Annotated in this window: 28 protein-coding genes; 26 read left to right on the forward strand and 2 right to left on the reverse strand. The window is 71.7% G+C overall.

All coding sequences use genetic code 11. The features are described from left to right. Window positions 1-60: 60 nt before the first annotated feature. The 11 genes from ruvX to nusB all read left to right on the forward strand — a co-directional run bounded on the left by ruvX (window position 61) and on the right by nusB (window position 8,562). Complete coding sequence (ruvX, locus tag B140_RS0107890) at window positions 61-579, forward strand: Holliday junction resolvase RuvX (RefSeq protein ID WP_018118816.1); 519 nt, start codon at window positions 61-63, stop codon at window positions 577-579. After that, complete coding sequence (gene mltG, locus B140_RS0107895; protein ID WP_040426300.1) at window positions 576-1,763, forward strand: endolytic transglycosylase MltG; 1,188 nt, start codon at window positions 576-578, stop codon at window positions 1,761-1,763. The genes ruvX and mltG overlap by 4 nt, the downstream gene beginning before the upstream one ends. After that, window positions 1,760-2,584 (forward strand): shikimate dehydrogenase, encoded by an 825-nt coding sequence (locus tag B140_RS0107900; RefSeq protein ID WP_018118818.1) that lies wholly within the window; start codon window positions 1,760-1,762, stop codon window positions 2,582-2,584. Before mltG ends, B140_RS0107900 begins: the two co-directional genes overlap by 4 nt. 10 nt (window positions 2,585-2,594) lie before the next feature. Next, a complete protein-coding gene (locus B140_RS0107905) occupies window positions 2,595-2,984 on the forward strand; it encodes a prepilin peptidase (RefSeq protein ID WP_026166141.1) in 390 nt (129 codons plus the stop codon). Between the two features lie 13 nt (window positions 2,985-2,997). Continuing rightward, window positions 2,998-4,209 carry a chorismate synthase gene (gene aroC, locus B140_RS0107910; RefSeq protein ID WP_026166142.1) on the forward strand — a complete coding sequence of 404 codons (1,212 nt, stop codon included), beginning with the start codon at window positions 2,998-3,000 and terminating at the stop codon, window positions 4,207-4,209. Further along, complete coding sequence (locus B140_RS0107915; RefSeq protein WP_018118821.1) at window positions 4,206-4,715, forward strand: shikimate kinase; 510 nt, start codon at window positions 4,206-4,208, stop codon at window positions 4,713-4,715. The genes aroC and B140_RS0107915 overlap by 4 nt, the downstream gene beginning before the upstream one ends. A gap of 39 nt (window positions 4,716-4,754) precedes the next feature. Further along, entirely contained in the window at window positions 4,755-5,819 is a 1,065-nt protein-coding gene (gene aroB / locus B140_RS0107920) for a 3-dehydroquinate synthase (RefSeq protein ID WP_018118822.1), read from the forward strand. Beyond that, window positions 5,816-6,250, forward strand: a complete 435-nt coding sequence (aroQ, locus tag B140_RS0107925) for a type II 3-dehydroquinate dehydratase (RefSeq protein WP_018118823.1) — start codon at window positions 5,816-5,818, stop codon at window positions 6,248-6,250. Before aroB ends, aroQ begins: the two co-directional genes overlap by 4 nt. Window positions 6,251-6,350: 100 nt before the next feature. Continuing rightward, window positions 6,351-7,442, forward strand: a complete 1,092-nt coding sequence (locus tag B140_RS0107930) for a M24 family metallopeptidase (protein ID WP_018118824.1) — start codon at window positions 6,351-6,353, stop codon at window positions 7,440-7,442. Between the two features lie 44 nt (window positions 7,443-7,486). Next, a complete protein-coding gene (gene efp / locus B140_RS0107935; protein WP_026166143.1) occupies window positions 7,487-8,050 on the forward strand; it encodes an elongation factor P in 564 nt (187 codons plus the stop codon). An 8-nt stretch (window positions 8,051-8,058) separates the two neighbouring features. Beyond that, window positions 8,059-8,562 carry a transcription antitermination factor NusB gene (gene nusB / locus B140_RS12280; protein ID WP_040426330.1) on the forward strand — a complete coding sequence of 168 codons (504 nt, stop codon included), beginning with the start codon at window positions 8,059-8,061 and terminating at the stop codon, window positions 8,560-8,562. On the opposite strand, the gene B140_RS0107945 is transcribed toward nusB, so the two are convergent. Then, window positions 8,559-8,993, reverse strand: coding sequence for a YbjN domain-containing protein (locus tag B140_RS0107945; protein WP_018118827.1), 435 nt, complete (start codon window positions 8,991-8,993; stop codon window positions 8,559-8,561). The two genes, nusB and B140_RS0107945, sit on opposite strands and share 4 nt — an antisense overlap. Then, window positions 8,990-9,502 carry a YbjN domain-containing protein gene (locus B140_RS0107950; protein ID WP_018118828.1) on the reverse strand — a complete coding sequence of 171 codons (513 nt, stop codon included), beginning with the start codon at window positions 9,500-9,502 and terminating at the stop codon, window positions 8,990-8,992. The genes B140_RS0107945 and B140_RS0107950 overlap by 4 nt, the downstream gene beginning before the upstream one ends. A 291-nt stretch (window positions 9,503-9,793) precedes the next feature. On the opposite strand from B140_RS0107950, the gene carA reads away from it, so the two are divergent. From carA to B140_RS0108025, 15 genes are all read left to right on the forward strand, one after another. Further along, on the forward strand, window positions 9,794-10,993 hold the full coding sequence (gene carA / locus B140_RS0107955; protein WP_083912280.1) for a glutamine-hydrolyzing carbamoyl-phosphate synthase small subunit: 1,200 nt from the start codon (window positions 9,794-9,796) through the stop codon (window positions 10,991-10,993). A gap of 30 nt (window positions 10,994-11,023) precedes the next feature. Beyond that, on the forward strand, window positions 11,024-14,365 hold the full coding sequence (carB, locus tag B140_RS0107960) for a carbamoyl-phosphate synthase large subunit (RefSeq protein WP_018118830.1): 3,342 nt from the start codon (window positions 11,024-11,026) through the stop codon (window positions 14,363-14,365). Further along, complete coding sequence (pyrF, locus tag B140_RS0107965) at window positions 14,362-15,186, forward strand: orotidine-5'-phosphate decarboxylase (RefSeq protein WP_018118831.1); 825 nt, start codon at window positions 14,362-14,364, stop codon at window positions 15,184-15,186. The genes carB and pyrF overlap by 4 nt, the downstream gene beginning before the upstream one ends. Window positions 15,187-15,390: 204 nt before the next feature. After that, on the forward strand, window positions 15,391-15,714 hold the full coding sequence (gene mihF, locus B140_RS0107970; RefSeq protein ID WP_018118832.1) for an integration host factor, actinobacterial type: 324 nt from the start codon (window positions 15,391-15,393) through the stop codon (window positions 15,712-15,714). Window positions 15,715-15,717: 3 nt separating this feature from the next. Next, window positions 15,718-16,290: a guanylate kinase gene (gmk, locus tag B140_RS0107975; RefSeq protein WP_018118833.1), complete on the forward strand. Its 573-nt coding sequence runs from the start codon at window positions 15,718-15,720 to the stop codon at window positions 16,288-16,290. A gap of 32 nt (window positions 16,291-16,322) precedes the next feature. Then, window positions 16,323-16,613, forward strand: a complete 291-nt coding sequence (gene rpoZ, locus B140_RS0107980) for a DNA-directed RNA polymerase subunit omega (protein WP_018118834.1) — start codon at window positions 16,323-16,325, stop codon at window positions 16,611-16,613. Between the two features lie 79 nt (window positions 16,614-16,692). Continuing rightward, entirely contained in the window at window positions 16,693-17,940 is a 1,248-nt protein-coding gene (coaBC, locus tag B140_RS12285; RefSeq protein WP_018118835.1) for a bifunctional phosphopantothenoylcysteine decarboxylase/phosphopantothenate--cysteine ligase CoaBC, read from the forward strand. 56 nt (window positions 17,941-17,996) lie between these two features. Then, complete coding sequence (metK, locus tag B140_RS0107990; protein ID WP_040426305.1) at window positions 17,997-19,220, forward strand: methionine adenosyltransferase; 1,224 nt, start codon at window positions 17,997-17,999, stop codon at window positions 19,218-19,220. 11 nt (window positions 19,221-19,231) lie between these two features. Continuing rightward, window positions 19,232-21,262: a primosomal protein N' gene (locus B140_RS0107995; RefSeq protein ID WP_018118837.1), complete on the forward strand. Its 2,031-nt coding sequence runs from the start codon at window positions 19,232-19,234 to the stop codon at window positions 21,260-21,262. Between the two features lie 19 nt (window positions 21,263-21,281). Continuing rightward, window positions 21,282-21,794 carry a peptide deformylase gene (def, locus tag B140_RS0108000; protein ID WP_026166145.1) on the forward strand — a complete coding sequence of 171 codons (513 nt, stop codon included), beginning with the start codon at window positions 21,282-21,284 and terminating at the stop codon, window positions 21,792-21,794. 25 nt (window positions 21,795-21,819) lie between these two features. Then, complete coding sequence (gene fmt, locus B140_RS0108005) at window positions 21,820-22,764, forward strand: methionyl-tRNA formyltransferase (RefSeq protein WP_018118839.1); 945 nt, start codon at window positions 21,820-21,822, stop codon at window positions 22,762-22,764. Continuing rightward, entirely contained in the window at window positions 22,761-24,299 is a 1,539-nt protein-coding gene (locus B140_RS0108010; protein ID WP_018118840.1) for an RsmB/NOP family class I SAM-dependent RNA methyltransferase, read from the forward strand. The genes fmt and B140_RS0108010 overlap by 4 nt, the downstream gene beginning before the upstream one ends. 39 nt (window positions 24,300-24,338) lie before the next feature. Continuing rightward, window positions 24,339-25,001 carry a ribulose-phosphate 3-epimerase gene (gene rpe / locus B140_RS0108015; protein WP_018118841.1) on the forward strand — a complete coding sequence of 221 codons (663 nt, stop codon included), beginning with the start codon at window positions 24,339-24,341 and terminating at the stop codon, window positions 24,999-25,001. Then, complete coding sequence (gene ribD, locus B140_RS0108020; RefSeq protein WP_018118842.1) at window positions 24,998-25,987, forward strand: bifunctional diaminohydroxyphosphoribosylaminopyrimidine deaminase/5-amino-6-(5-phosphoribosylamino)uracil reductase RibD; 990 nt, start codon at window positions 24,998-25,000, stop codon at window positions 25,985-25,987. Before rpe ends, ribD begins: the two co-directional genes overlap by 4 nt. Continuing rightward, entirely contained in the window at window positions 25,987-26,595 is a 609-nt protein-coding gene (locus B140_RS0108025) for a riboflavin synthase (protein WP_026166146.1), read from the forward strand. Before ribD ends, B140_RS0108025 begins: the two co-directional genes overlap by 1 nt. The last annotated feature ends 16 nt before the right edge of the window (window positions 26,596-26,611 follow it).

The raw sequence follows: 26,611 nt of genomic DNA on the forward strand, positions 1-26,611 counted from the left end.
TTGTTGCCCTCGTGAATCCGGTTTGTGAGTATTGCTGTCAAAGGAGGCGTGCGGTCTTTCATGGTCGTCAAGGTGGACACCCCCGGGCCCGATGATCCCGGTCCCGGCAGACGCGTGGGTATCGACGTCGGTACCGTGCGCATCGGGGTGTCCGTGAGCGATCGCGCCGCCGTCCTGGCCACCCCGGTGGAGACCGTGCCCCGCAGCACCGGGCTGAAGGACCGGGACCAGGAGGACATCGACCGCCTGCTGGAGATCATCGAGTCCTACGAGGCCGTGGAGGTCGTCGTGGGGCTGCCGCGCGATCTCAAGGGAAACGGATCAAGGAGCGTCAAGCACGCGAAGGACATTGCCTTCCGTATCAAGCGGCGGCTGCGCAGGACCGATCGGCGGGTGCCCGTGCGCCTGGCGGACGAGCGCCTGACCACCGTGGCCGCCACCCAGGCCCTCCAGGCATCGGGGGTTAGCGCCAAGAAGGGACGAGCATTCATCGACCAGGCCGCTGCGGTAGAGATCCTGCAGAGCTGGTTGGATGCGCACGCCCACGCCATTGTCGACGACGAGGAGAAGTCCCAATGACCAAGAAACCGCGCCGATCGCCCAAGGGGCGTCGGATGGACCCCAAGTACGTGAAGCGCCGTCAGCGCGGGGCTGCCGTGCTGGTGGCCGCCATCATCCTGATCTTCGGTGCCCTGGTGTGGATCGCGCTGAGCGCCATCGGAGCCATCGGCGGCAACGATTACGAGGGGGAGGGCAACGGCGTGGTGCAATTGGTGCAGGTGCAGGAGGGCTCCTCCGTGTCCGAGCTGGGCGCGGAGCTGGAGGAGCGCGGCATCGTCAAGACGGACGCCGCCTACCAGAGCGCGGCCTTTAGCAACCCCAACGCCGGGAGCATCCAGCCCGGCTTCTACCGCCTCCAGGAGGAGATGAGCGCGGCCTCCGCCGTGGCGGCGCTGCTGGATCCCGACAACCGGGTGGAGATGCTGGACGTGCAGGGCGGTGCCACCCTCATGGACGTGACCGTGGTGGCCGGGGATACCCGCAAGGGCATCTTCACCATGATCTCCGAGGTCTCCTGCGCGGAGACGCCGGGCGACTGCGTGACGGTGGACCAGCTCCACGACGTCGCGGCCAAGACCGCGCCCCAGGAGCTGGGGGTGCCGGAGTGGGCGGTGCCCGCCGTGCTGGAGCGCGGCACCGACCCGCGCCGGATCGAGGGGCTGATCCGCCCCGGCCAGTACGTGATCGACCCGGGCATGGACGCCAAGGACATCCTGACCGACCTCATCACCCGCTCCGCGGACTACTACAACTCCACCGGGATCGAGCAGCGGGCCGAGGCCACCGGGCTGACCCCCTACGAGCTGCTCACCGCCGCCTCGCTGGTGGAGCGCGAGGCGCCCGCCGGGGACTTTGACAAGGTGGCCCGCGTGATCCTCAACCGCCTGGAGGAGCCCATGCGCCTGGAGTTCGACTCCACGGTGAACTACGGCCTCTCCGAGCAGGAGGTCGCCACCACGGACGCCGACCGCGCCCGGGTGACCCCGTGGAACACCTACGCCAAGGATGGCCTGCCGGACACCCCGATCGCGGCCCCCTCCGACGAGGCCATCGAGGCGATGGAGAACCCGGCCGAGGGCAACTGGCTCTTCTTCGTCACCGTGGACCAGCAGGGCACCACCGTGTTCAACGACGACTTCGACGCCCACCAGCGCTCCGTGGAGGAAGCGATGGGCAGCGGCGTGCTCGACAGCAACCGATGAGTTCCCCGCGCCGCGCCGCCGTGCTGGGCAGCCCCATCGAGCACTCCCTCTCCCCGGTGCTGCACCGGGCGGGCTACGCCTCGGCGGGGCTTGAGGGCTGGGAGTACGAGCGCCGCGAGTGCGCGGAGGCGCAGTTGCCCGGAGTGGTGGACGGCGCGGGGCCCGAGTACGCGGGCTTCTCCGTGACCATGCCCGGGAAGTTCGCGGCCCTGCGTCGCGCCGACGAGGCCACCGAGCGGGCCCGCGCCATCGGCGCGGCCAACACCCTGGTGCGCACCGAGGCGGGGTGGCGGGCCGATAACACCGACGTGGAGGGCATCCTCGGCGCGCTGGGGGAGCTGGGCGTGCGCCGCCCCGAGCGGGCGCTGCTCATCGGCTCCGGGGGAACCGCCCGCCCGGCCCTCTACGCCCTGGCGTGCGCGGGGGTGGCGCGCGTGGACGTGCTCAACCGCAGCGATCGCCTGGACGAGCTGCGCCCCCTGACCGAGGGCACCGGGTGCCGCGTGCGCGGGCATCGCTTCGGGGAGGACCTGGCGTCCCTGGCGCGCGGGGTGGACGTGATCGTCTCCACCGTGCCCAGCGCGGCCCTCGACGGCCACGTCCGGGACCTGGCCCACGCCCCCGTGCTGGACGTGATCTACGATCCCTGGCCCACGCCGCTGTGCACCCAGGCCGCGGCCAACGGCTTTCGCACGGTGGGAGGGCACGTGATGCTGGCCCACCAGGCCTACGGGCAGTTCGAGCAGTTCACGGGGGTAGACGCCCCGCGCACCGCCATGCGCCGCGCGCTGGAGGAAGCCCTGGCCGAGCGCCTGGGCTAGAATGGCCCCCATGTGGGGGACGTGTACGGGGGTATGGTTGTGCGCCCTGGCCTGGGCGGATCTGCGGCACGGCAGGCTGCCCGACGCCCTGACCCTGCCGGGGGCCGCGGCGTGGTGGGCGTGGGCGGTGGTCCATCATCCGCCGCTGCTCCTCGGCGGCGCGGCGTGGGCGCTGCTGTACCTGGGCGTGGCCCTGTGGAGCCACGGGGTGGGCGGGGGAGACGTCAAGCTGGCGGCCGGCCTGGGCGTGATGGCCTGCCTCGGCGGCGCGCGGGGGTGGTGCGTGGCGGTGGCGGGCGCCTCCGCGATCTCCCTGGCGGTCATGCTCGTCACCCGGCGCGCGAGCGTGCCCCACGGGCCCTCCATGATTCTTTCTGCGCTGTGCGCGGCGGCGATGTGAAAGAATGGTGCCTATGCTTCGTTGGACTACCTCAGGGGAATCTCACGGCCAGGCGCTCATGGCGCTGGTGGAACACATGCCGGCGGGGGTTCCGATTACGAGCGAGGACATCTCTGCCCAGTTGGCGCGCCGTCGCCTCGGCTACGGGCGCGGCGCCCGCATGAAGTTCGAGGCGGACGAGGTCACCATCCTGGGCGGCGTGCGCCACGGCCGCACCCTGGGCAGCCCGGTGTCCGTGATGATCGGCAACACCGAGTGGCCCAAGTGGACCACCATCATGTCCGCCGACCCCGTGGACGCGCAGGACCCCGAGGTCGCCGCCGCCATGAGCTCCGGGCGCGGGGCGGCGCTGACCCGCCCGCGCCCCGGCCACGCGGACTTCGCGGGCATGGTCAAGTACGGCTTTCGGGAGGCGCGCCCGGTGCTCGAGCGCTCCTCGGCCAGGGAGACGGCGGCGCGCGTGGCGGCGGCCACCCTGGCGCGGAACTTCCTGCGCGAGGCCCTCGGGGTGGAGATCCTCTCGCACGTGGTCTCCATCGGCCCCTCCGAGCGGTCCCGGGCCACGCCCGCCCCGGGGGACGCGGAGGCTATCGACGCCTCCCCGGTGCGCGCCTTGGACGCGCAGGACTCGATGATCGCGGAGATCGAGGCGGCGAAGAAGTCCGGGGACACCCTGGGCGGCGTGGTCGAGGTGGTGGTGCACGGCCTGCCCGTGGGCCTGGGCTCCCACGTCTCCGGGGAGGATCGCCTCGACGCGCAGCTCGCGGGCGCGCTCATGGGCATCCAGTCGGTCAAGGGCGTGGAGGTGGGCGACGGCTTCGAGGAGGCCCGCCGCCGGGGCAGCCAGGCGCACGACGAGATGGTCCGCGAGGACGGGACCATCACCCGCCTGAGCAACCGGGCCGGGGGTCTGGAGGGCGGCATGACCAACGGCCAGCCGCTGCGCCTGCGCGCGGCGATGAAGCCTATCTCCACCGTCCCGCGCGCCCTGCGCACGGTGGACATGGCCACCGGGAAGGCGGCCACCGCGATCCACCAGCGCTCCGACGTCTGCGCGGTTCCGGCGGGCGCGGTGGTGGCCGAGGCGATGGTGGCCCTGGTGCTGGCGCGCGCGGTGCTGGAGAAGTTCGGCGGGGACTCCCTGGCCGAGACGTGCCGGAACATCGAGGGCTACCTCGCGGACGTGGCGCGGCGGCTTTCCTTCCCCGAGGAGGAGCTCCCGTGACGCCCACGGTGGTATTGGTGGGCCCGCCCGGGGCGGGCAAGTCCACGGTGGCCCGGCGCTTGGGCAACGCGCTCAACCTCGCCGTGATCGACACCGACGAGCTGATCGCGCGGGAGCGCGGCAAGCCCTGCGGTGAGGTCTTTGCGGAGCTGGGGGAGGCCGGGTTCCGCGAGGTCGAGGCCCGGCACGTGGCGGCCGCCCTGGAGCACCCCGGGGTGCTCAGCCTGGGCGGCGGGGCCATCACGCACCCCGGCACCCGCCTGCTCCTGCGCGAGCACGTGGTGGTGTGGGTGGACGTGAGCGCAAAGGAGGGCCTGCGCCGCACCCAGGCCGAGGGCACCCGGCCCGTCCTAGAGGCGGCGGACCCCGCCGCGCGCTACCGGGCCCTGCTGGAACAGCGGGAGCCCTGGTACCGGGAGGTGTCCACGCACCGCGTGCGCACCGACGGCCGCACCCCCGCCCAGGTGGTCTCGCTGATCCTGGCGATCCTGGACGTGGAGCAGTAAGCAGGGCGCAGTAAGCAAAAACAAGGAAGGGACGAGCGCATGAACGCCATTGACGTGCGGGGGCCGAGCCCCTACACCGTGACCATCGGGGCGGGCCTGAGCCGGGGTGTGGCCGCCGAGATCCGGGGGCGTGCGGCCATCCTGCACCAGCCGGTGCTGGCGGAGCGCGCCCGGGAGCTGGCCCGGGCCTGCGGCCCGGAGAGCATCCTCATCGAGGTTCCGGACGCCGAGGCCGGCAAGACGCTGGACGCCCTGGGCGCGATCTGGGACCGCCTGGGGGCCGCGGGCTGGACCCGCCGGGATACCGTGGTGGGACTCGGCGGCGGCGCCGTGACGGACGTGGCGGGCTTCGCCGCCGCCACCTGGATGCGCGGCATCCGCGTGGTGCAGGTGCCCACCACCCTGCTGGCCATGGTGGACGCCGCCGTGGGGGGCAAGACCGGCATCAACACCGCCGCCGGGAAGAACCTGGTGGGGGCGTTCCACGAGCCGGGGGCCGTGCTGATCGACCTGGACCACCTGGACACCCTGCCCGGGGCGGAGATCGTGGCGGGGTCGGCGGAGATCATCAAGACCGGCTTCATCGCGGACCCGGAGATCCTCCGGCTCTACGAGGAGGACCCCCGGGCGGCCCTTGACCCGCGCGGCACGCTGCCGGAGCTGATCGAGCGCTCGGTGCGGGTGAAGGCCGAGGTGGTGGGCCAGGACCTCAAGGAGTCCGGCCTGCGCGAGATCCTCAACTACGGCCACACCTTCGGCCACGCGGTGGAGCTGCGCGAGGAGTACCGCTGGCGGCACGGCTCGGCGGTGGCCGTGGGCATGATGTACGCGGCGCACCTGGCGCACGGGCGCGGGCTCATCGACGCCGCCCTGCTGCGCCGCCACCGCGACGTCCTGGCCTCGGTGGGGCTGCCCACCGGGTACCCGCGGGGGCACTTTAAGGCCCTGCTGGGCGGCATGACCAGGGACAAGAAGAACCGGGACGGGGCGATCCGCTTCGTGGCGCTCGACGGCGCGGCGGGGCGCACCACCCGCATCGAGGGGCCAAACGAGGCGGAGCTGCGCGCGGCCTACGCGGCGATCAGCGAGGAGGAAACGGCATGAACGTGCTGGTGCTCAACGGGCCCAACCTGAACCGGCTGGGGAAGCGCCAGCCGGAGGTGTACGGCACCACCACGCTGGCCCAGGTGGAGGAGATGATCGCCGCCCGGGCCGCCGAGTGGGGAGTGGGGGTGCAGTGCCGGCAGTCCAACGCGGAGCACGAGCTGATCGGCTGGGTGCACGAGGCGGCGGACGCCGGGTGGCCGGTCATCATCAACCCGGGCGGGTTCACCCACACCTCGGTGGCGCTGCGCGACGCCCTGGCGGAGGTGGCCGACGGCGCGGGCTTCGTGGAGGTGCACATCTCCAACGTGCACGCCCGGGAGCCCTTCCGCCACCACAGCTATCTTTCCCCCATCGCCACGGCGGTGATCGCGGGGCTGGGCGTGGAGGGCTACCGCGCGGCCCTGGACTTTCTCGCCCGGCGCGGCTGAGGCACGCGCGCCTTGGGGCACCGTTCTAGCGGCGCGCGGCGGAACCCGGGTCCGCGCGGCTATGGTGAGGCTCATCAGGATTTAATTAGAGGAGGACGTTATGGCTCTGGCCGATACCCGTTATTCCCAGCGCCGCCGCACCCTGGCGGCCCGCCTGGCGGGGCAGCGCATCGACATGATGCTGGTGACCAACCTCATCCACGTGCAGTATCTCTCCGGCTTCAGCGGCTCCAACGCCGCGCTGTTGCTCTCCAAGGATCTCAACCCGCAGATCTGCACGGACGGGCGCTACACCACCCAGGTGGCCGAGGAGGTGCCGGACATTCGGGCGCTCATCGCCCGGCCCTGCGCGGAGGCGCTGTTGGGCCGGATCGAGGGGCCGCGCCGCGTGGGGGTGGAGGCGGATCACGTCAGCGCCGCCCAGTGGGACGCCCTGACCCGGGCGGCGGGCGCGGACGTTGACCTCGTGCCGGTGCGCGGGGTCATCGAGGAGCAGCGGCTGGTCAAGGATCCCCGGGAGCTGGACGCCCTGCGGGAGGTGGCCGACCTGGCCTCCCGGGCGTTCGAGGACCTGCTGGCCGCCGGGGAGCTGGCGGTGGGGCGCTCCGAGCGCGACGTGGCCGCCGACCTCGAATACCGGATGCGCAGGGCCGGGGCGGAGCGCACGAGCTTCGACACCATCGTGGCCTCCGGGCCCAACTCCGCCAAGCCGCACCACGGCGCCGGGGACCGGGTGCTGCGGGAGGGGGACGTGGTGACCCTGGACTTCGGCGCCCACCTGGGGGGCTTTAACTCGGACATGACCCGCACGGTGGTGATGGGCCATGCGGACGAGCTGGCCGCCGAGATCTACGAGGTGGTCCGGCGCGCCCAGGCCGCCGGGGTGGAGGCCGCCACCGTGGGCACCGCGCTGGCGGACGTGGACCGGGCTGCCCGCCAGATCATCGAGGAGGCCGGGTACGGGGAGTATTACGTGCACTCCACCGGGCACGGCGTGGGCCTCGAGGTGCACGAGGGCCCCTACGCCTCCGCCTCGGGCGAGGGGGAGCTGGCGGAGGGCATGACCCTGACCATCGAGCCGGGGATCTACGTGCCGGGGCGGTGCGGGGTGCGCATCGAGGACACGCTCATCATCACCCCCGGGGCCCCGGAAGTGATTACCCGGGTGAGCAAGGACCTTATGGTGTTGTAGACTGGCACAGTTAGATACCGGATCACACGAGGGAGAACCGCTAAGTGGCAACCACCGCTGATTTCAAGAACGGTCTTGTGCTCAAGATCGACGGCAAGCTGCAGCAGATCGTCGAGTTCCAGCACGTCAAGCCGGGCAAGGGGCCGGCCTTTGTGCGCACCAAGCTCAAGGACGTGGTCTCCGGCAAGACGGTGGATAAGACCTGGAACGCCGGCGTGAAGGTGGAGACCGCCAACGTTGACCGCCGCGACATGACCTACCTGTACCACGACGGCAGCAGCTACGTGGTGATGGACGATAAGACCTTCGAGCAGGTGGAGCTGAGCCAGGACAAGTTTGGCGACGCCGCCCGCTTCCTCCTGGAGAACATGCGCGTGCAGGTGTCCTTCCACGACGAGGAGCCGCTGTTCGCGGAGCTTCCCGTCTCCGTGGACCTCAAGGTGGAGCACACCGATCCGGGCCTGCAGGGCGACCGCTCCACCGGCGGCACCAAGCCCGCCACGCTGGAGACGGGCGCGGAGATCCAGGTTCCGCTGTTCATCGAGACCGGCAACGTGCTCAAGGTGGACACCCGCTCGGGCGAGTACCTCTCCCGCGTGAACAACTAGTGGCTACCGTGACGCAGCGGCAAGACAAGTGGCGCCGCCACGGCGCCCGATACAAGGCGCGGCGTCGCGCCGTGGACGTGCTCTTCGAGGCGGAGGCACGCGACCTGGACCCGATGGCGATCGTGGAGGATCGCACGGAGCTGGCGCGGGTGCCGGACAACCACGTGGCTCCCATCGCGGAATATACCCGGCAGATCGTGCTGGGCGCGGCCGAGGAGCTGGACGCGGTGGACGCCACCATCTCCCGCTTCCTCAGCGAGCAGTGGGAGCTGGGCCGCATCCCCGCCGTGGACCGCGCGATCCTGCGCATGTCCGTGTGGGAGCTGGTGTTCAACCCGGACGTGCCCACCGCCACCGCGGTGGTGGAGGGCGTGGAGCTGGCCAGCGAATACTCCGGCGAGCAGGGCGCGCCCTACATTCACGCCGTGCTGGACGACGTGGCGGAGAACCTTCAGGAGATCCGGGCGGCCATCGCCGTGGAGGCCGTGGTGGCCCCGGAGGGACAGGATTAACCCTGCCGGTCGAGGAGTTCCTCGGCGGCGCGGGCCACGCGATCCTGGCCCGCGAGCACCTCGTCCACGGCTCCGCTCAGGGCGGAGGTGAGCTGCTCGGCGGACACGCCCGCCGCGATGGGAAGCGCGCACTCCGTGCGCACCACCAGGTTTTCCTCCCTGTCCGAGACCACGGCCTTGGCCCCGAAGCCGGAGCAGTTCACCTGGTTGGCGGCCAGGTGCAGGGTGGGCACGCCGGAGTCGGAGGCCAGGTCGGTGGGGTGATCGGCCCGCACGATGAGCACGGAGTTGAGCAGCGCGAAGGTCACGCGGAACCCGTTGAGGTTGGCGGTGGCCACGTTAGGGTCCTCCGTGGGCCACAGGGTGATGTTGAACTCCTGCATGGCCGCGGTGACGCGGTCAAAGCTTAAGGGCGCAAGTTCCTGGTTCACTTGTCCTCCTCCTCGGTGGTGGCGGCGTTCTCGGCGGGGCTTTCGTTCCCGTCCTTGTGGGGATCGTCCCAGGTGATGGCCTCCGGGAACTGGGCCTCGAGCCACTGAAAGCAGGCCACGATGGTATCCAGGGTGGACATGACGAAGGCCCCGGCCTGGTTGCGGCTCAGCCCCCGGGCGACGTGGAGGCGTCGGCAGGCGGAGAAGGTCAGCGCGCCCGGGGACCCCTCGAAGAAGCGCAGGGTGGGGGCCAGTTGGGTGAGGTTCCACTCGTTGGCGGCGGCCAGGGCCGTGGCCGCGCGCTGGCTGTCCACCTGGCCGCGCCACATGGAGTCGCACACCAGGTACTCGCCCTCCAGGGCGAACGAGATGGCGGCGTTGCGGAATCCGGTGCGCACCATCGCGGGCTCCTCCTGGAGGCGGTAGGCGAGGTTTTCCGCCTCCAGGATGTCCACGATCGTGTGTTCGGAGACGGGCTCGATGGGGGTGTCGTGTTCTGAGTGGGTCACGCAGCTCCTTGGGTTGCAGGGTCTCAATGTTGCAGTGTTGCAGCGGGAAGTTAATGATCTCCCCACCACTGTAGCTAAGTGGCGGTGATATGCTGGCGGGGATCCTTGTATCACGAGGTCATATCAATTAATGGACATCCTTTAAGGGCCGCACAGAGAGGCGGGAAAGGAGGTCACGATGAGTGAGGCGAGCACGCGCGGCGTCGCCAAGCGCATCGCGCACCGGCATACCGGCTGCCGAGGGGCAGCGGGACTTCATGGGGGAGGGCTAGCATATGGGGGACAAGGCGGATGAGTAAACCCTCGTTGCAGCAGCCCAGTACGCATAACCGAAAGGTCGATACAGTGACGTCTACACCTCCTTCTCCTGCCGTCTTGGTGCTTGCCGACGGCCGCTCGTTTCAGGGGCACAGCCTGGGCGCAGAGGGCACCACCCTGGGCGAGGCCGTGTTTACCACCGGCATGACCGGGTACCAAGAAACGATGACCGACCCCTCGTACCACCGGCAGATCGTGGTGGCCACCGCCCCGCAGATCGGCAACACCGGCTGGAATGACGAGGACGACGAGTCCCGCGACCGGGGCATCTGGGTGGCGGGCCTGGTGATCCGCGACCTCTCGGCCCGGGTCTCGAGCTGGCGCGCCTCGCGCAGCCTGGACGAGGAGATGAAGCGGCAGGGCATCGTGGGCATCCGAGGCGTGGACACCCGCACCGTGGTGCGCCACCTGCGCGACAAGGGCTCGGTGGCCGCCGGCATCTTCTCCGGCCCGGAGGCGCTGCGCCCCGTCGAGGAGCTGGTGGACGTGGTGGCCGGCCAGGACCCGATGGCGGGGGCCGACCTCTCCGCGCAGGTCAGCACCGCCGAGCCGTACACGGTGGAGCCCACCGGGGAGCACCGCTATACGGTGGTGGCCTTTGACATGGGCATCAAGACCAACACGCCGCGCAACTTCGCGGCGCGCGGCGTGCGCACGGTGGTGGTGCCCTCCACCGCCACCTGGGCGGACGTCGAGCAGTACCGGCCGGACGGCGTGTTCGTGTCCAACGGGCCCGGGGACCCGGCCACCGCGGATTCCATGGTGGCGGTGGTGCGCGAGGTGCTGGGGAAGAAGATCCCCTTCTTTGGCATCTGCTTTGGCAACCAGATCCTCGGGCGCGCCCTGGGCATGGAGACCTACAAGATGAAGTTTGGCCACCGGGGCATCAACGTGCCGGTGCTCAACGTCACCACCGGCAAGATCGACATCACCTCCCAGAACCACGGCTTTGCGCTCAAGGGCAAGGCCGGGGAGACCTTTGACACGGACTTTGGCCCGGCCAGGGTCACCCACGTGTGCCTCAACGACGACGTGGTGGAGGGCGTGGCCCTCGAGAGCGGCCTGGCGTACTCGGTGCAGTACCACCCGGAGGCAGCCGCCGGCCCGCACGACGCCAGCCCCCTGTTCGATCAGTTCATCGAGCTGATGGCCCAGCACGGCGCCCAGAAGTAAGCGGAACCAGGAAGGTATTTCAGGAATCCCATGCCCAAGCGCAACGATATTAATCACGTCCTGGTCATCGGCTCCGGTCCCATCGTGATCGGCCAGGCCTGCGAGTTCGACTACTCCGGCGCGCAGGCGTGCCGCGTGCTCAAGGAGGAGGGCCTGCGGGTCACCCTCATCAACTCCAACCCGGCGACCATCATGACGGACCCGGAGTTTGCGGACCACACCTACGTGGAGCCCATCACCCCGGAGTACATCGACAAGATCTTTGCCAAGGAGGCCGCCCAGGGCCACCCCATCGACGCGGTGCTGGCCACCCTGGGCGGGCAGACCGCCCTGAACGCGGCGATCCAGCTCGACCGCCAGGGGGTGCTGGCCAAGCACGGCGCGGAGCTGATCGGCGCGGACATCGAGGCCATCGAGCGCGGCGAGGACCGCCAGAAGTTCAAGGACATCGTGGCCTCCATCGGCGGTGAGTCCGCCCGGTCCCGCGTGTGCCACAGCATGGAGGAGGTGCACGAGACGGTGGCCGAGCTGGGCCTGCCGGTGGTGGTGCGCCCCAGCTTTACCATGGGCGGGCTGGGCTCGGGCCTGGCCTACGACGAGGCGGACCTGGAGCGCATCGCCGGCGGCGGCCTGGCGGCCTCCCCGGAGGCCAACGTGCTCATCGAGGAGTCCATCCTCGGGTGGAAGGAGTACGAGCTGGAGCTGATGCGCGACGGCGACGATAACGTGGTGGTCATCGCCTCCATCGAGAACGTGGACGCGCTGGGCGTGCACACCGGCGACTCCGTGACGGTGGCCCCGGCGATGACGCTCACGGACCGCGAGTACCAGAAGATGCGCGATCAGGGCATCGCCATCATCCGCGAGGTGGGCGTGGACACCGGCGGCTGCAACATCCAGTTCGCCCTCAACCCCCGCGACGGCCGCCTGATTACCATCGAGATGAACCCGCGCGTCTCCCGCTCCTCGGCGCTGGCCTCGAAGGCCACGGGCTTTCCCATCGCCAAGATCGCGGCCAAGCTGGCCATCGGCTACACCCTGGACGAGATCACCAACGACATCACGGGGGTCACCCCGGCGGCCTTCGAGCCCACCCTGGACTACGTGATCGTCAAGGCCCCGCGCTTTGCCTTCGAGAAGTTCGTGGGCTCGGACGACACCCTGACCACCACCATGAAGTCCGTGGGCGAGGCGATGGGCATCGGCCGCAACTACATCGCGGGCCTCAACAAGGTCATGCGCTCCCTGGAGCAGAAGCAGGCGGGCTTCTGGACGGCCCCGGACCCGGAGTTCGCCTCGGTGGAGGAGGTGCTCGAGGACCTGCGCCGCCCCACGGAGGGCCGCATGTACGACGCCGAGCTGGCGCTGCGCTGGGGTGCGAGCGTGGAGCAGGTGCACGAGGCCTCCGGGATCGACCCCTGGTTCCTGGCGGAGCTGGCCGAGCTGGTGGCGTTCCGCGAGGAGCTGACCGGGGCCCAGGTGCTCACCGAGGACCTGCTGCGTCGGGCCAAGGTCTTTGGGCTCTCCGACGCCCAGATCGCCCGCCTGCGCCCCGAGTTCGCGGGGGAGGAGGGCGTGCGCCGCCTGCGGTGGTCGCTGGGCATCCGCCCGGTGTACAAGACGGTGGATACCTGCGCCGCCGAGTTCGAGGCCCGCACCCCCTACCATTACTCGGCCTACGAGCTGGACCCGGCCGCGGAGTCCGAGGTCAGCCCGCAGCGGGAGAAGGAAAAGGTCATCATCCTGGGCTCCGGGCCCAACCGCATCGGCCAGGGCATCGAGTTCGATTACTCCTGCGTGCACGCGGCCCTGGAGCTGTCCCGCGTGGGCTATGAGACGGTGATGGTCAACTGCAACCCGGAGACCGTGTCCACCGACTACGACACCGCCGACCGCCTGTACTTCGAGCCCCTGACCTTCGAGGACGTCATGGAGGTCTACCACGCGGAGAGCCAGTCCGGGACCGTGGCGGGCGTGATCGTGCAGCTCGGCGGCCAGACCCCGCTGGGCCTGGCGGAGCGACTGGAGGCCGCCGGGGTGCCGGTGGTGGGCACCACCCCGGAGTCCATCAACCTGGCCGAGGATCGCGGCGAGTTCGGGGAGGTGCTGCGGCGCGCGGGGCTGCCCGCCCCGGCCTTCGGCACCGCGACGTCGTTTAGCGAGGCCCGGGAGGTCGCCGCCGGCATTGGCTACCCGGTGCTGGTGCGCCCCTCCTACGTGCTGGGCGGGCGCGGCATGGAGATCGTCTACGACGAGTCCTCCCTGAGCAGCTACATCGAGCGCGCCACGGAGCTGAGCAGCGACCACCCGGTGCTGGTGGACCGCTTCCTGGACAACGCCATCGAGATCGACGTGGACGCGCTGTGCGACGGCGAGGAGGTGTACCTGGCCGGGGTGATGGAGCACATCGAGGAGGCCGGCATCCACTCCGGCGACTCCGCCTGCGCCCTGCCGCCGATGACGCTGGGCCCGGAGGACATCGAGAACGTGCGCCGCTCCACGGCGGCGCTGGCCCGGGGCATCGGCGTGCGCGGCCTGATGAACGTGCAGTACGCGTTGAAGGACGACGTCCTCTACGTCATCGAGGCCAACCCCCGGGCCTCCCGCACGGTGCCCTTCGTGTCCAAGGCCACCGGCGTCCACCTGGCCAAGGCGGCGTCCCGGATCATGCTGGGCGCCACGCTGGCCGAGCTGCGCGAGGAGGGGATGATCCCCACCGCCTATGACGGCGGCTCTCTGCCCACCACGGCCCCCATCGCCGTCAAGGAGGCGGTGCTGCCCTTCAACCGCTTCCGCCGCCCGGATGGCAGCATGCTCGACACCCTGCTGAGTCCCGAGATGAAGTCCACCGGCGAGGTCATGGGTGTGGCCACCAACTTCGGCGCGGCCTACGCCAAGGCGGAGGCGGCGGCCTTCGGCGGCCTGCCCACCGAGGGCACAGTGTTCGTCTCCGTGGCCAACCGGGACAAGCGCACGCTGATCTTCCCGATCCAGCGCCTGGCCTCCCTGGGCTTTAAGATCCTGGCCACCGCCGGCACCGCCAGCATGCTGCGCCGCAACGGCATCGAGTGCGAGGAGGTGCTCAAGGGCTCGGACGTGCGCTCGGGCGCCCGGGGCCGGTCCATCCTGGACCGCATCCGGGGCGGGGAGGTGGACCTGATCCTCAACACGCCCGCGGGTTCCTCCGGTGCCCGGCACGACGGCTACGACATCCGCGCGGCCGCCGTCAACGTGGGCGTGCCCGCCGTGACCACGGTGCAGGGCGTGACGGCCGCCGTGCAGGGGATCGAGGCCCTGCGCGGCGAGGGCTTTACCGTGCGCGCCCTCCAGGAGCTGGAGCACGCCCCGGCGGCCCAGGCGGTGGAGAAGTGACCTTCGGCGATCGGCTGGCGGCCCTGGCCCTTAAGCGGGGGCGGCTGTGCGTGGGCATCGATCCCCATCCCGGGCTTCTCCGGGCCTGGGGGCTGGACGACACCGTGGCGGGCGTGGCGGAGTTCTCCGCGCGCTGCGTGGAGGCCTTCGCGGAGACCGTGTGCCTGGTCAAGCCGCAGGTGGCCTTCTACGAGCGCTTCGGCTCCGCGGGCCTCGCGGTGCTGGAGGAGACCATCGCCGGGCTGCGCCGGGGCGGGGCCCTGGTGGTGGCCGACGCCAAGCGCGGGGACATCGGCTCCACGATGGCGGGCTACGCCTCGGCCTGGCTGGACGAGGCCTCCCCGCTGTGCAGCGACGCCGTCACCGTCTCCCCCTACCTGGGGGTGGGGGCGCTGGAGCCGGCCTTTGCTGCGGCGGAGGCCACCGGGCGGGGCGTGTTCGTGCTCGCGGCCACCTCCAACCCGGAGGCCCGCGCCCTGCAGGGGCACCGGGGCGAGGACGGCCGCACCATCTCCCAGCAGGTGGTGGACGAGGTGGCGCGCCGCAACGCCGCCCACGGGGCCCACGGGGCCCTGGGCAACCTCGGCGTGGTGGTGGGTGCCACGGTGACCCAGGCCCCGGACTGCCGGGGCCTGGGCGGCCCGGTGCTCATGCCCGGCGTGGGTGCCCAGGGCGGGAGCGCCAGGGACGTGGCGCAAATCATGGGAGAGCGCCTGGACCTGGCCTATCCTAATGTCTCGCGGGCCGTGCTCAACGCCGGTCCGCACGCGGCTGACCTGCGGAAAGCGGCGTCCGCCTTCGCCGCCGAGCTCAAAGAGTGACCGGCTGCCGGGGCGGCGGGTTTCTCCTGCTATTTTAGTGGGAGTCGTGCTGGAATTTCAGCCCAGATAACCCGTCTGCCCTGAGCCGATTGCGGTGGCCCGCCCTCGGCGGTGTTACACTGAGCGAACATCGGCGCGAGGCGGCGATGGTATTCCAGGCGCACCGCCGAAGAAGAAAGAAACAAAACGAACTGGAGGAACCCCGTGGCCCTTCCGAAGTTGACTGACGAGCAGCGCAAGGAAGCTCTTGCTAAGGCTGCTGAGGCCCGCAAGGCCCGCGCCGAGCTGAAGGAAAAGCTCAAGCGCGGCGACATGACCCTGAAGGAGGTCCTGGACAAGGCCCAGGACGACGAGATCGTGGGTAAGACCAAGGTATCGGCGCTCCTGGAGGCGCTGCCGAAGGTGGGCAAGGTCAAGGCCAAGGAAATCATGGAGGAGCTGGAGATCGCCCCCACCCGCCGCCTGCGCGGCCTGGGCGAGCGTCAGCGCCGCGCGCTGCTGGACCGCTTCGGCTACTCCGAGGACTAGCGCATGGCTGGCGAGGACCCCCGGGGTCGGCTGGTGGTGCTGGCCGGCCCGTCTGCCGTGGGCAAGTCCACGGTGGTTCATCGCCTCCGCGGGAACGTCGAGGGCCTGTACTTTAGCGTCTCCATGACAACGCGCAGCCCGCGTCCGGGCGAGGTGGACGGGGTGGATTACTTCTACGTCACCCCGGAGCAGTTTCAGGAGCGCATCGACAGGGGAGAGATGCTGGAGTGGGCCGAGATTCACGGCGGCCTCCAGCGCTCCGGAACGCCCGCGGCACCGGTGCGCCGCGCCCTGAACGAGGGGCGGCCCGTGCTCGTCGAGGTGGACCTCGAGGGCGCCCGCAACGTCAAGGCCATGATGCCCGAGGCCGTCACCGTGTTCCTGGCCCCGCCGTCCTGGGAGGTGCTCGTGGAGCGCCTCACCGGGCGGGGCACGGAGGCCCAGGACGTGATCGAGCGCCGCCTGTCCACCGCCCGCGAGGAGCTGGCCGCGATGGACGAGTTCGATCGGGTGGTGGTCAACGACGATGTCGATACCGCCGTGGCCGCCATCGGTGGTATCCTGCGGGGCGAGTAGTAGCAAGTTTCTCTACCGAAGAATAGGTGCAAGTGACAAACGTGAGTAACGAGACCGAGAAGAAGCAACCGGTGTTCGATCCGCCGGTGGGCATTACCGACCCGCCGATCGACCGCCTCTTGGAAAAGGTCTCCTCCAAGTACGCCCTGGTGATCTTTGCCGCCAAGCGCGCGCGCCAGATTAACAGCTACTACCAGCAGGCCGACGAGGGCGTGTTCGAGTTCATCGGGCCGCTCGTAACCCCGGAGGCCGGGGAGAAGCCGCTGTCCATCGCCCTGCGCGAGATCGACGGCGACCTCCTCGAGCACGAGGAAGGCCGCTAACCGCCCCGGCAGGGGTATTGCACGAGGCCGCCGCCCGCCCGGGTGGCGGCCTTTATCGCGGGAAAGGACGCAGCAACGCATGAGGATCATCGTGGGGGTGGCGGGTGGCATTGCCGCCTACAAGGCCTGCCACCTGGTGCGCAACTTCAAGGAGACCGGGGACGAGGTGCGGGTGATCCCCACCCCCAGCGCGCTGAACTTCGTGGGCGCGGCCACCTTCGAGGCGCTGTCCGGCAATCCCGTGAGCACCTCCGTGTTCGAGGGCGTGGACGAGGTGCAGCACGTGCGCCTGGGGCAGGAGGCGGACGCGATCGTCATCGCCCCGGCCACCGCGGACCTGCTGGCCCGGCTGGCCGGGGGCCGGGCGGACGACCTGCTCAGCGCCACCGTGCTGGTGGCCACCTGCCCGGTGATCCTCTCCCCGGCCATGCACACGGAGATGTGGCTCAACCCCGCCACGCAGGCCAACGTGGAGCTGCTGCGCTCCCGGGGCATGACGGTGCTGGAGCCCGCCTCCGGGCGGCTCACGGGCGTGGATAGCGGCCCGGGGAGGCTCCCGGAGCCGGAGCAGATCGCGGACCTGGCGCGCATGGTCGTTGCCGGGGGAGCGCTGCCCCGGGACATGGTGGGCCGCAGCCTGCTGGTCACCGCCGGGGGCACGCAGGAGAACCTGGACCCGGTGCGCTACCTGGGCAACCGCTCCTCGGGGAGGCAGGGCTTTGCCCTGGCCGAGGTGGCCGCCCAGCGCGGCGCGCGGGTGCGCCTGATCGCCGGGGCCACCGACGCGCTCCCGGCCCCCGCCGGGGTGCGGGTGGAGCGGGTGACCTCCACGGCGGAGATGGCCGAGGCGGTGGAGCGGCACCGCGCGGAGGCGGACGCCATCGTGATGGCGGCGGCCGTCTCGGACTTCCGCCCCGCGCGCGCCGCGGAGTCCAAGCTGAAGAAGGGCAGGGACGAGGGCTCCCTGGCCGCCGTGCCCCTGGTGGAAAACCCGGACATCCTGCGCGCCACCGTCCTGGCTCGCGAGCGCGGTGAGGTGCCCTATGGGACCGTCATCGCGGGCTTCGCGGCGGAGACGGGCGATGCCGAGCGCTCCGCCCTGGAGCACGGCCTGGCCAAGCTCGAGCGCAAGGGCTGCGACCTCCTCATGTGCAACGAGGTGGGCGTGGGAAAGGTGTTCGGGGAGCGCCGCAACCGGGGGTGGCTGTTGCGGGCGCGCCCGGGCGAGAGCGCCGCGGTGGAGGAGGTTGCCGACGCCAGCAAGCACGAGGTGGCCCGCGCCTACCTCGACGCCCTCGGGGCGGTGGCCCGCCCGTTGCGACAATAGACCGCTTGGTCTATCCTGAGTGATTAGTTGAGCGACGAGTAAGTAAAGGAAGAATCGTGGCACCATCCCCGCGCTCCGTGCGGCTTTTTACCAGCGAGTCCGTGACCGAGGGGCATCCCGATAAGATCTGCGATGCCGTCTCGGACACGATCTTGGACGCGATCCTGACCGAGGACGCCCACGCCCACGTCGCGGTGGAAACCCTGGTGACCACCGGGCAGGTGCACGTGGTGGGGGAGGTGCGCACCACCGGCTACGTGGACATCCCCAGCCTGGTGCGCAGCACCCTGGTGCGGATCGGATTCACCTCCTCCGACGTGGGCTTCGACGGCACCACCTGCGGGGTGAACATCGCCATCGGGGAGCAGTCCGCCGAGATCGGGCACGGGGTGGACACCTCCCAGGAGATGCGCTCCGGCGGGCACTACGAGGACGACGACCAGGCCGGGGCCGGGGACCAGGGCCTGATGTTCGGCTACGCCACCAACGAGACCGCGGAGTACATGCCCCTGCCCATCGCCGTGGCGCACCGGCTCTCCCGACGGCTGTCCCAGGTGCGCAAGGAGGCCATCGTCCCGCACCTGCGCCCGGACGGCAAGACCCAGGTGACCTTCGCCTACGACGAGGACGGCCGCCCGCTGTACCTGGACACCGTGGTGATCTCCACGCAGCACGACCCCGAGGTGGACTCCGCCTGGCTGGAAAAGCAGCTACGCCCGCACGTGCTGGACTGGGTGATCCAGGACGCCGGGCTGGGCAACTTCCTCACCGAGGATCTCACCCTGCTGATTAACCCCTCGGGCTCGTTTACCCTGGGCGGCCCGATGGGCGACGCCGGGCTGACCGGGCGCAAGATCATCGTGGACACCTACGGCGGCATGGCCCGCCACGGCGGCGGCGCCTTCTCCGGCAAGGACCCCAGCAAGGTGGACCGCTCCGGGGCCTACGCCATGCGCTGGGTGGCCAAGAACATCGTGGCGGCGGGCCTGGCGGACCGCGCCGAGGTGCAGGTGGCCTACGCCATCGGGCGGGCCACCCCCGTGGGGCTGTACGTGGAGACCTTCGGCACCGCCAAGGAGGGGCTGAGCGACGTGGACATCCAGCGCGCGGTCAGCGAGGTCTTTGACCTGCGCCCCGCCGCCATCATCCGCGAGCTGGACCTGCTGCGGCCCATCTACGCCCCCACCGCCGCCTACGGGCACTTCGGCCGCACGGACGTGGAGCTGCCCTGGGAGAGCACGCAGCGGGCGGCCACGCTGCGGGCGGCCGCGGGGTTGTAAAATCGGCCAGCATGGCCACCTCCCCCCGCGTTCCCGCAGCCGAGCGGCCGGTGGCGCGGGTGCTGCCGCTGCTGGGCCTGGCGCACCTGGATCGCCTCTTTGACTACCAGGTCTCCCAGGAGCAGTCCGAACAGGCCCGGCCGGGCGTGCGCGTGCGCATCCGCTTCGCGGGCAGGCTGGTGGACGCCATGCTCGTCGAGCGCGCGGAGGCCACGGAGCACCCGGGGCAACTGCGCTATCTGGAGCGGGTGATCTCCCCCGAGGTGGTGTACCCGGAGCGCACCCGCCGCCTGGTGGACGCCCTGTGCGCCCGGTACGCGGGGACCCGCTCCGACCTCATCCGCGCGGCGGTGCCCGCCCGGCACGCGAGCGCGGAGGCGGCGGACACCGAGACCCCCTGGGAGGAGCTGGGGCAGGCCGGGGAGCCGGACCTCTCCCCGTGGTCCGGGTACCAGCACGGGGAGTCCTTCGTGGACGCCGTGCTGGATCGGCGGCGCGCCCGGGTGGCCTGGCAGATTGCCCCCGGGGACGATTGGGCGGCGGCCCTGGCGGCCCTGGCCGCCAAGGTGGCGCTCGGCGGGGGCGGGGTGCTCGTGGTGGCCCCGGATCAGGGCGACGTGGACGCCCTGGAGGCGGCCCTGCGCGCGCACGTGGGCGCCAAGCAGATCACCGTGCTCGGGGCGGCGCTGGGCCCGCAGGCGCGGTACCGGCGCTTCCTTTCCATCCTGCACGGCCAGGGGCGCATCGTCATCGGCACCCGCTCGGCGGCGTTCGCCCCGGTGGCCCGCCTGGAGCTGGCGGTGGTGCTCTTCGACGGCGACGAGAACCACGTGGACCCCCGCGCCCCCTACGCCCATTCCCGTGAGGTGCTCACCACGCGGGCCTCGGCGGAGCAGGCCTCCCTCATCATCGCCGGGCACGCCCGCACCGCCGAGGCGCAGCTCCTCGTGGAGTCCGGGTGGGCGCACGACCTGGTGGCCAGCCGGGACGCCCTGCGCGCCCGGATGCCGCGCATCCAGGCCGTGGGGGACTCGGACTTCGAGCTGGCCAAGGACCCCCTGGCCCGCGCCGCCCGCATCCCGGCCGTGGCCTTCCAGGCGCTGCGCGGGGGGCTTGACGCGGGTCGCCCCGTGCTCGTGCATACCCCCCGCAAGGGATACATCCCCACCCTGGCCTGCGGCTCCTGCCGCGCGCCGGCGCGCTGTCGGCACTGCAACGGCCCCCTGGGGCTGCCCCGGGAGGAGTCCCGGGAGGCGGCGGTGCCCACCTGCCGCTGGTGCGGGCGTCCCGATACCCGCCACCGCTGCGCCCAGTGCGGCGCCACCGCGCTGCGGGCCGTGGTGCTCGGCAACCAGCGCACCGCCGAGGAGCTGGGCCGGGCCTTCCCCTCGGTCCGGGTGATCGCCTCGGGGGGCAACCACCAGCACCGGGAGATCCCCGACGCCCCCGCGCTCGTGGTGGCCACCCCCGGGGCGGAGCCACGGATCGCGGGCGGCGGGCGCTACGGGGCCGCCGTGCTGCTGGACACCTGGGCGCTGTTGGGTCGCCAGGACCTGCGCGCGGAGGAGGACGCCCTGGCCAAGTGGGCCGCCGTGGCCACGCTGGTGGAGCCGCATCGCCGCGGCGGGCGCGTGATCGTGGCGGCCGATCCCGGCCTGCCGGTGGTGCAGCACCTCATCCGCTGGGACATGCCCACCGCGGCCGCGCGGGAGCTGGAGCAGCGCCGGGAGGTGCGCTTTCCCCCCGCCGTGCACATGGCCGCCATCGACGGCGCGGCGGCGGCCGTGGATAGCGTGCTCAGGGAGGCCCGCCTGCCGGAGCACGCCGACGTCCTCGGGCCCGTGGACCTGCCCCCGGGGGAGCACCTGCCGGGGGAGTATGACGAGCGGCGCTTCGGCCCCGCGCAGCGCGTCCTGGTGCGCACCCCGCTCGGCCCGCGCGGGGAGCTGGGCGCGGCCCTCAAGGCGGCCATGATCGCCCGGATCGCGCGGCGCGAGGATCTGCCGCTGCGGATCCGGGTGGATCCGGTGCACGTGGGCTAAGGCGATACAATGGTGCACCATGACTGTTTTGCCCATCCGCCTGTTTGGCGATCCGGTGCTTACCACCCGTGCCAGCGAGGTCACGGAGTTCAACGCCGCGCTGCGCACCCTCGTGGCGGACATGACGGAGACGATGGCGGACGCCGGGGGCGTGGGTCTTGCCGCGAACCAGGTGGGCGTGCTGCGTCGCGTCTTTGTGTTCGACTGCGCGCACGTCCCCGGCGGGCTCAAAGGCCACGTGATCAACCCCGTGTGGGAGCCGCTGGGCGAGGAGAAGGAGGAGGGCACCGAAGGGTGCCTGTCCATCCCGGAGATCTCCCTGTCCATCCCCCGGTACCGCAGCGTGCGCCTGCGCGGGCTGGACGTGGAGGGAAAGCCCGTGGCGATCTCCGCCTCCGGGCTGCTGGCCCGCTGCATTCAGCACGAGACGGATCACCTCGACGGCGTGCTCTACCTCAAGAGGGCGAGCGCGGCGGACCGCAAGGAGGCCATGGCACAGATACGCACGTCCGCATGGTTCGGGGCCCAGTAGCCCGCACGAGGAGGAATATCAGCACATGAAGATCGTTTTCGCCGGAACCCCCGAGCCCGCGGTGGTGGCCCTCCAGGCGCTCATCGAGTCCCGCCACGAGGTGCTGGCGGTCATCACCCGGCCGGACGCCCCCCGGGGGCGCGGCCGCAGCTTGCGCCCCTCGCCGGTCAAGGAGCTGGCCGCCCGCCACGGCATCGAGGTGCTTACCCCCGCCACCCTCGCGGCGGACACCCCGGACGGGCGGGAGCTGCGCCGCCGCCTGCGCGAGCTGGCCCCGCAGGCCATCCCAGTGGTGGCCTACGGCAACCTCATCACCCCGGACCTGCTCGACGCAGCGCCCCACGGGTGGGTCAACCTCCACTTCTCCCTGCTGCCCGCGTGGCGCGGCGCGGCTCCCGTGCAGGCGGCCATCCGGGCGGGGGACAGGGTCACCGGGGCCACCACCTTCCGCATCGACGAGGGTCTGGACACCGGCGGCGTCCTGGCCAGCCGCAACGAGGAGATCCGCGCGCACGATACCGCGGACGACCTGCTCACCCGCCTGGCCTACCGGGGGGCCGAGCTGCTGGTGGACACGATGACGGGCCTGGAATCCGGGGCCCTGCGCCCCGTCCCGCAGGAGGGCGAGGCCAGCTACGCCCCCAAGATCGCCACCGGGGACGCCCGCGTGGACTGGGCGGCCCCCGCCGAGCGGATCGCCCGCGCCATCCGGGCCTACACCCCCGCACCCGGCGCCTGGACCACGCTGGGCGACCAGCGCTACAAGCTGGCCCCGGTGGAGATCCCCCTGGACAGCGCGGTGCGCGGCCTGGGGCCGGGACGCGTCGCGGCCTCGAAGAAGGAGGTGCTGGTGGGCACCGGGACCCAGCCGGTGCGGCTGACCCGCCTCCAGCCGCCGGGAAAGAAGATGATGGACGCCGCCGATTGGGCGCGGGGCACCCGGCTTGAGGAAGGGGAGTGTTTCCTGTGAGCACGCGATCCGGCGGTTTCCGTTCCCGCTCCAAGGCGGCACAGTCCGGGCAGGCCGGGCCTTCCGAGCAATCCGGGCGGTCCGGGCGGTCCGCCTCCCCCGCCCCCAGGGCCGGGTCCCGGGGCAGGGGGGCTTCCCGGGATAAGGGGGCCCGCCCGCGCCGAGCCACCCCGCGCCCCGCGCGCTCCCGGGTGGACGCCCCCCGCCGCGTGGCCTACGAGGTGCTCGCGGCGGTGCGCTCCCAGGGCGCCTACGCCAACCTCGCGCTGCCCGCCGCGCTGCGCGAGCGCAAGATCAAGGGGCGCGACGCCGCCTTTGCCACCGAGATCACCTACGGCACGCTGCGCATGCAGGGCGTGCTGGACGCGGTGCTCGCCCACTGCTCCTCCCGCCCCTTGGGGGAGGTGGCCCCGGAGGTGCTCGACGCCCTGTGCCTGGGCGCCTACCAGGTGCTCTACACCAGGGTGGAGCCGCACGCCGCGGTGGACACCAGCGTGGAGCTGGTGGCGGAGGCGGGCCAGGAGCGGGCCAAGGGCTTTGCCAACGCCATCCTGCGCGCCGTGGCACGCACCCCCGCGCCGGAGTGGGTGGAGCGGCTCAGCCCCCGCGACCCCCTCGCCGGGGCGGCCTTCCGCCACGCCCATCCCGAGTGGATCGCGCGCTCCTTTGCCGCCGCGCTGGGGGCGGACGCGGCAGGTGCGGCGGGCTTGGGGGAGCTGGAGCGGGCCCTGGAAGCGGACTCCCTGCGCCCCACGGTGCACCTCGTGGCCCGGCCCGGGGAGATCAGCGCGGAGGAGCTGGCCCTAGTGGTCGGCGGCGAGGAGGGGCGCTACAGCCCGTACGCCGTGTACCTCGAATCCGGCTCCCCCTCGGAGCTGGAGCCCGTGCGCCAGGGCCTCGCGGCGGTGCAGGACGAGGGCAGCCAGCTCATCGCACGGGCGGTGGCCACCGCCCCGGTGCTGGGCGAGGACTCCGGCCGGTGGCTGGACCTGTGCGCCGGGCCCGGGGGCAAGGCCGCGCTCCTGGGGGCGCTGGCCCGGATCGACCGGGCGCGGGTGGACGCAGTGGAACCCGCCGCGCACCGCGCCGAGCTGGTCCGCAAGGCCGTGCGCGGGCTGCCGGTGACGGTGCACGTAGCCGACGGCCGCCGCAGCGGGCTGACCCCCGGCTACGACCGCGTGCTGGTGGACGCCCCCTGCTCGGGGCTCGGCGCCCTGCGGCGGCGCCCCGAGGCCCGCTGGCGCAAGCAGGAGACCGACATCGAGGAGCTGCGCGCGCTCCAGTACGAGCTGCTCGGCGCCGCGCTGGACCTGGTCCGGCCCGGCGGCGTGGTGGTGTACTCCACCTGCTCCCCGGACCTGCGGGAGACCCGCGAGATCGTGGAGCGGGCCGTGGCGGAGCGGGGCGCCGAGGAGCTGCCCGCGCGCGACCTGGTTCCCGGCATGGACCGGGTGGGGGATGCCCCCTCGGTGCAGATGTGGCCGCACCGCCACGGCACGGACGCGATGTTCTTCGCGGCGCTGCGCAGGGCGTAGGGTGTGCCGCCGGCCTAGCGGCCTGGCTACACTGGTTTCATGCAACACGCCCCGATTATCGCCCCCTCCATCCTGGCCGCGGACTTCTCCCGATTGGGCGAGGAGATCGCCCGCATCTCCACCGCGGACTGGGTGCACGTGGACATCATGGACGGGCACTTCGTGCCCAACCTCTCCTTTGGTCCGGACATCACCGCCACCGTGCGCGCCCTGACCGATAAGCCGCTGGACGTGCACCTGATGATCGAGAACCCGGAGCGCTGGGTGGAGCGCTACGCGCAGGCCGGGGCCGCCACCCTGATCTTCCACGTGGAGGCCACGGAGGACCCGGTGGGGCTGGCCCGCACCATCCGCGATCTGGGAGTGCGGGCGGCCTTCTCCCTCAAGCCCGCCACCCCCATCGAGCCCTATCTCCCGCACCTGGAGCACTTCGACGAGGTGCTGGTGATGTCCGTGGAGCCCGGCTTCGGCGGGCAGTCCTTCATGCCGGATCAGCTCGACAAGGTGCGCGCCCTGCGCCGCGAGATCGACGCCCGGGGCCTGGACACCCTCATCGAGATCGACGGCGGCATCTCCGAGGAGACCATCGCCGCCGCCGCGCAGGCCGGGTGCGACGCCTTCGTGGCCGGGTCCGCCGTGTACAAGGCCGAGGACCCCGCCGGGATGGTGACCTCCCTGCGCGAGCGCGCCCGCCTCTCATGAGCGATGAGCTAGAGATTCGCCGCGCCCTCGACCTCGCCGTGGAGGCCTCCTGGGCGGTCAAGGGGATCACCAGCCCGAACCCCCCGGTGGGGGCCGTGATCCTCGCCGCCCAGGGGTGGGTGGCCGGGGTGGGCGCCACCCAGCCCCCGGGCGGCCCGCACGCGGAGGTGGTGGCCCTCGACCAGGCGGGGGCGGCGGCCCAGGGCGGCACCGCAGTGGTCACCCTGGAGCCCTGCAATCACACGGGCCGCACCGGCCCGTGCACCCGCGCCCTGCTGCGCGCGGGCGTGGCCCGGGTGTACTACGCCCACCCCGATCCCGGGGATGAGGAGGGCGGGGGAGCGCGGTTCCTCCGGGAGCGCGGGGTGGAGGTGCACCGGCTGGACGCCGAGGTGGAGCCGCTGCGGCCCTGGCTGGCGGCGATGCGCAATCACCGCCCGCACGTGACCCTCAAGTTCGCGCAGAGCCTCGACGGCTTCACCGCCGCCCCGGACGGCACGAGCAGGTGGATCACCGGCCCCCAGGCCCGCTCCTGGGTGCACCTCGACCGCTCGCGGCGCGACGCCATCATCGTGGGCACGGGCACGGCGTGGGCGGACCGTCCGGCGCTCACCGCGCGCTGCGCGCGCGGCCTGTACCCGCACCAGCCGCGCCGCGTGGTGATCGGCACGCGCGCGGTGCCGGAGTACATGCGCGAGCAGGGCTTCGAGCAGTACCCGGGAATCCCGCAGGCCCTGGAGGCGTTGTGGCGCAAGGGCGACCGCGACGTGCTCATCGAGGGCGGCGCGGGCCTGGCCCACTCCGCCCTGGCCGGGGACTACGTGGACGCCCTGCAGGCCTACGTCGCCCCCCTGGTGCTGGGCGGCGGCCTCGGCGTGGTGCGCAGCCCGCTGGCGCCTACCCTGGACGCGGCGCGGCGCTGGCGCACCCTGCGGGTGCACCGGCTGGGCCCCGATACGCTCATAGAGATGGAAAGAGGCGAGTGATGTTTACCGGGATTGTTGAGGAAGTAGGCGCGGTGCGGGCCCTGGAGGATCAGGGCGACGCGGTGCGGATGAGCGTCCGCGCCGCCACGGTGCTGGAGGGCACCCGGCTGGGCGATTCCATCAGCGTCAACGGGGTGTGCCTGACTGTGGCGGACCGGGACGAGGAGGGGTTCTCCGCGGACGTCATGCGGGAGTCCCTCTCCCGCAGCAACCTGGGGTCGCTGCGCGTGGGGGCACCGGTGAACCTGGAGCGCGCCCTGGCGGTGGGGCAGCGCCTGGGCGGGCACGTGGTGCAGGGCCACGTGGACGCCACGGCGGCCCTGCTGCACCGGCGGCGCTCCGAGCACTGGGACGTGCTGCGCTTTGCGCTCCCGGATTCCCTGGCCCGCTACGTGGTGGAGAAGGGCTCGATCACCCTCAACGGGACCTCGCTGACCGTCTCCGCGCTGGGCCCGGACTGGTTCGAGGTCTCCCTGATCCCCGCCACCCTGGCGGAGACCACCCACGGCCGCCTGGAGGAGGGCGACGCGGTGAACGTGGAGGTGGACGTGCTGGCCAAGTACGTGGAAAGGTTGGTGGCCCCCACGTCCGGATCGGCGGCGCGGTAGGGCTAAAGTGATCGAC

The organism is Corynebacterium mastitidis DSM 44356 (assembly GCF_000375365.1).
Lineage (GTDB): Bacteria > Actinomycetota > Actinomycetes > Mycobacteriales > Mycobacteriaceae > Corynebacterium > Corynebacterium mastitidis.